This is a genomic window from Nonomuraea sp. NPDC001684 (assembly GCF_053596515.1).
Genome location: NZ_JBSFGJ010000721.1, coordinates 1 through 2,968 on the forward strand (window position 1 = coordinate 1; position 2,968 = coordinate 2,968).

Annotated in this window: 3 protein-coding genes; 1 reads left to right on the forward strand and 2 read right to left on the reverse strand. The window is 71.0% G+C overall.

All coding sequences use genetic code 11. The features are described from left to right. Nucleotides 1-357: 357 nt before the first annotated feature. Together ACWCSD_RS50665 and ACWCSD_RS50670 are read right to left on the reverse strand one after the other, a co-directional pair. A complete protein-coding gene (locus ACWCSD_RS50665; RefSeq protein ID WP_397166557.1) occupies nucleotides 358-921 on the reverse strand; it encodes a dihydrofolate reductase family protein in 564 nt (187 codons plus the stop codon). A gap of 92 nt (nucleotides 922-1,013) precedes the next feature. After that, nucleotides 1,014-2,414 (reverse strand): APC family permease, encoded by a 1,401-nt coding sequence (locus ACWCSD_RS50670; RefSeq protein ID WP_387665386.1) that lies wholly within the window; start codon nucleotides 2,412-2,414, stop codon nucleotides 1,014-1,016. 256 nt (nucleotides 2,415-2,670) lie between these two features. Between ACWCSD_RS50670 and ACWCSD_RS50675 the strand changes: the two genes are divergently transcribed. Next, on the forward strand, nucleotides 2,671-2,968 hold a 298-nt coding region (locus ACWCSD_RS50675), incomplete at its 3' end, for a hypothetical protein (RefSeq protein ID WP_449926718.1).

The window sequence follows — 2,968 nt, forward strand, 5'->3', positions numbered from 1 at the left end:
AGCTGCTGGGCGTCGGCTTTCCCGGCTTGGACGGCAGGCTGCTCTCGGTGGTCGCCGACATCACGATCGCCGACCCGGACGGCGCCGTGCCGGAGTCGAGCAGGGCACCCACGAGGCCCTCCTGGCGGCGGACGGCGCCTACGCCCGCCTCTACTCCGCCCAGTTCGCCCAGGCCGCCGTCGAGGTGGACTGACCGCCATTCTCCCGGGCCTTCGCTTTGACGTCATTGACGGCCGGACTATCTCCTGGTCAGCGACGTTCTGACCAAAAAGCGAAGTGCCCGGGAGGCCATTCCCGGGCACGTGCTCTCTTTCGCCTTCCGCGGTTCACGGTCCGCCACGGTGGAGGGCGGACCTCTCAGGACCGTTCCGGCTCGTAGTGCAGGCCCACCACGCCGCAGTCGAAAGCGCGTGCGCCGACCAGGCGCAGCCGGTGGTAACCCTCGCCCGCCGGGAACAGCGGCAGCCCGGCCCCGATCGCGACCGGGTTGACGAACAGGTGCAGCTCGTCGATCAGCCCCCGCGAGATCAGCTGCCGGCCGATCGAGGCGCCGCCGGCCACCATCACGTCGCCGCCGGGCTTCGCCTTCAGCTCCTCGATGGTCTCGGCCGGGTCGCCGCCCGCCACGACGGCGTTCTTCCAGGGCGACTCGGTGAGGCTGCGGGAGATGACGACCTTCGGAGTGTTGATCATCTTGTCGATGCCCTCCTCGGTCTCGCCCGCCGGCCGCGACTCCCAGGCCGGGATGAAGCCCTCGGCCAGCTTGCGGCCCAGCACGATGGTGTCGACCGGCTCCCAGAGCGCCGCGACGTGGGCGTTGATGTCGTCGGTCCAGGGGAACGTGACCCAGTCCATCTCGCCGGCGGGGCCGCCCACGAAGCCGTCGGTGGTGATCTGGAGCTGCAGCTTGACCTTGCGCATCTGATATGTCCCTTCCGGTTTCGCTCTGTGTGGTTCCCAGCTTGCCGGAGCCTGCTTACGGTCTGCTTCCGCCGGGCTTAAGGTCGCCGGTCTTATGGTCGCCGGGCGGCCCGGCGCCTGGCCGACGACCAGGACGCCGCCCACAGGATCACGCCGATCACCAGCAGGATCCCGGCGATCTCGTACTGGCCCGCCGGACGCCCGGAGGACCACGGCAGCACCAGGTAGAGGCAGGTGACCGTGCCCACCACGGGGAGCACCCGGCCCGCGTTGAAATGCTCGGCGCCGGTGACGTCGCGGCGCAGGACGAGGACCGCCACGTTGACCGCCGCGAAGACGGCCAGCAGCAGCAGCGAGGTCGTGCCGCCCAGCAGCGCCACGACGGGGCTGTCGGGGACCAGCGAGACGAACGTGATGAGGCCGATGGCGATCACCGTGGTGAACAGGATCGCCGCGTGCGGCGTGCGCCGGGTGGCGTGGACCGCCGACAGGAACGGCGGCAGCACGCCCTGCTTGCTCATGCCGTACAGCAGCCGGCTGGCCATCAGCATGTTGATCAGCGCCGAGTTCGCGACGGCGAACATCGAGATGAACGGCAGCAGCGAGGCGATCGGCACGCCGGGAGCCGCCGTCTGCACCACCGTGACCAGCGGCGTCTCGCTGGCGGCGAGCTGACCGACCGGGACGACGGCGACCGCGCAGATCGACACGAGCACGTAGATCACCCCGGTGATGCCGATGCCGGCGAACATCATGCGCGGGAAGATCCGGGTCGGGTTCTTGGTCTCCTCGGCCATGTTGACGGAGTCCTCGAACCCGACCATGGCGAAGAAGGCCAGCGACGTCGCGGCGCTGACGGCCAGGAACACGCCCTTGTCGGCGGGCGTCTCGAAGGCGACGACGCGGGAGAAGTCGGCGTGGCCGCCGGAGATGAAGTACCCGCTGAGCACGATGACCATCAGCAGCCCCGACAGCTCGACCGCGGTGAGCACGACGTTGAGCTTGACGCTCTCGCCGACGCCGCGCAGGTTGACGGCCAGGATCAGCAGCATGAACCCCACGGCGATCAGCAGGATGACGCCGTTGCCCGCGTCGAGGCCGAACCCGGTGGCGAGGTTGGCGGCGAAGGCCCGCGAGGCCGCCGACGCCGACGTGATGCCCGAGCACATCACCGCGAAGCACACCAGGAACGTCAGCGCGTGCTTGCCGAACGCCTTGTGCACGTAGAGGGCGGCGCCCGCGGCCTCCGGATACTTGGTCACCAGCTCCAGGTAGGAGCAGGCGGTGATCAGCGCGACGACGAAGGCGATCGTGAAGGGCAGCCAGGCCGCGCCGCCCACCTCGCCGGCGACCTGGCCGGTCAGGGCGTAGATGCCGGTGCCGAGGATGTCGCCGACGATGAACAGCAGCAACAGGCCGGGGCCCATCACCCGCTTCAGGCTGGGCTGGCCGCTGCCGGCCTCGGGCGGGCTGGGGGGACTGATCTGAGCCATGGGGGTGGTCCTTCTCGTCCGTGAGGATGACGGCTACGTCAGGTGCGCGGGCGACGGCGAGCCCCGGCCGGTCGCCGCGCGCCGCCGCGACCACGTGATCTCGACCGTCATCCTGACACTGTACGATCCCGGCTTGTCATCCGTGAACAGGCCGTCACGCTGAGCATCCGCCCCGGTGCGGGGGAACCGGGGGCGGGGGCAAGGGTTGCAAGTCGGGAGCAATCCCTGCGCAAGGGGCGGGTCCTAACGTCGGGGCGTGTCCAGACGACTGGTTCTCGGCGGCGCCGCCCTCGCGGCGACCGCCACGCTGACGCTCGGCCTTCCCGCCGCCCCCGCGCTCGCCACCGCGCCCGCGCTCGCCGCCGCCCCTGCGCTCGCCGCGGCGCCCGCACCCGGCAAGGTGGCGGGGGAGTTGTTCCGCGCGTGGCTGGCCGGCGACCGCGCCGCCGCGGCCGGGGTCGCCACCCCCGCCGCGGTGCGCACGATCTTCGGTTACGCCTACCGCGCGCCCGACCGCTTCGACGGCTGCTCGCGCGGCGTGTGCCGGTACGTGC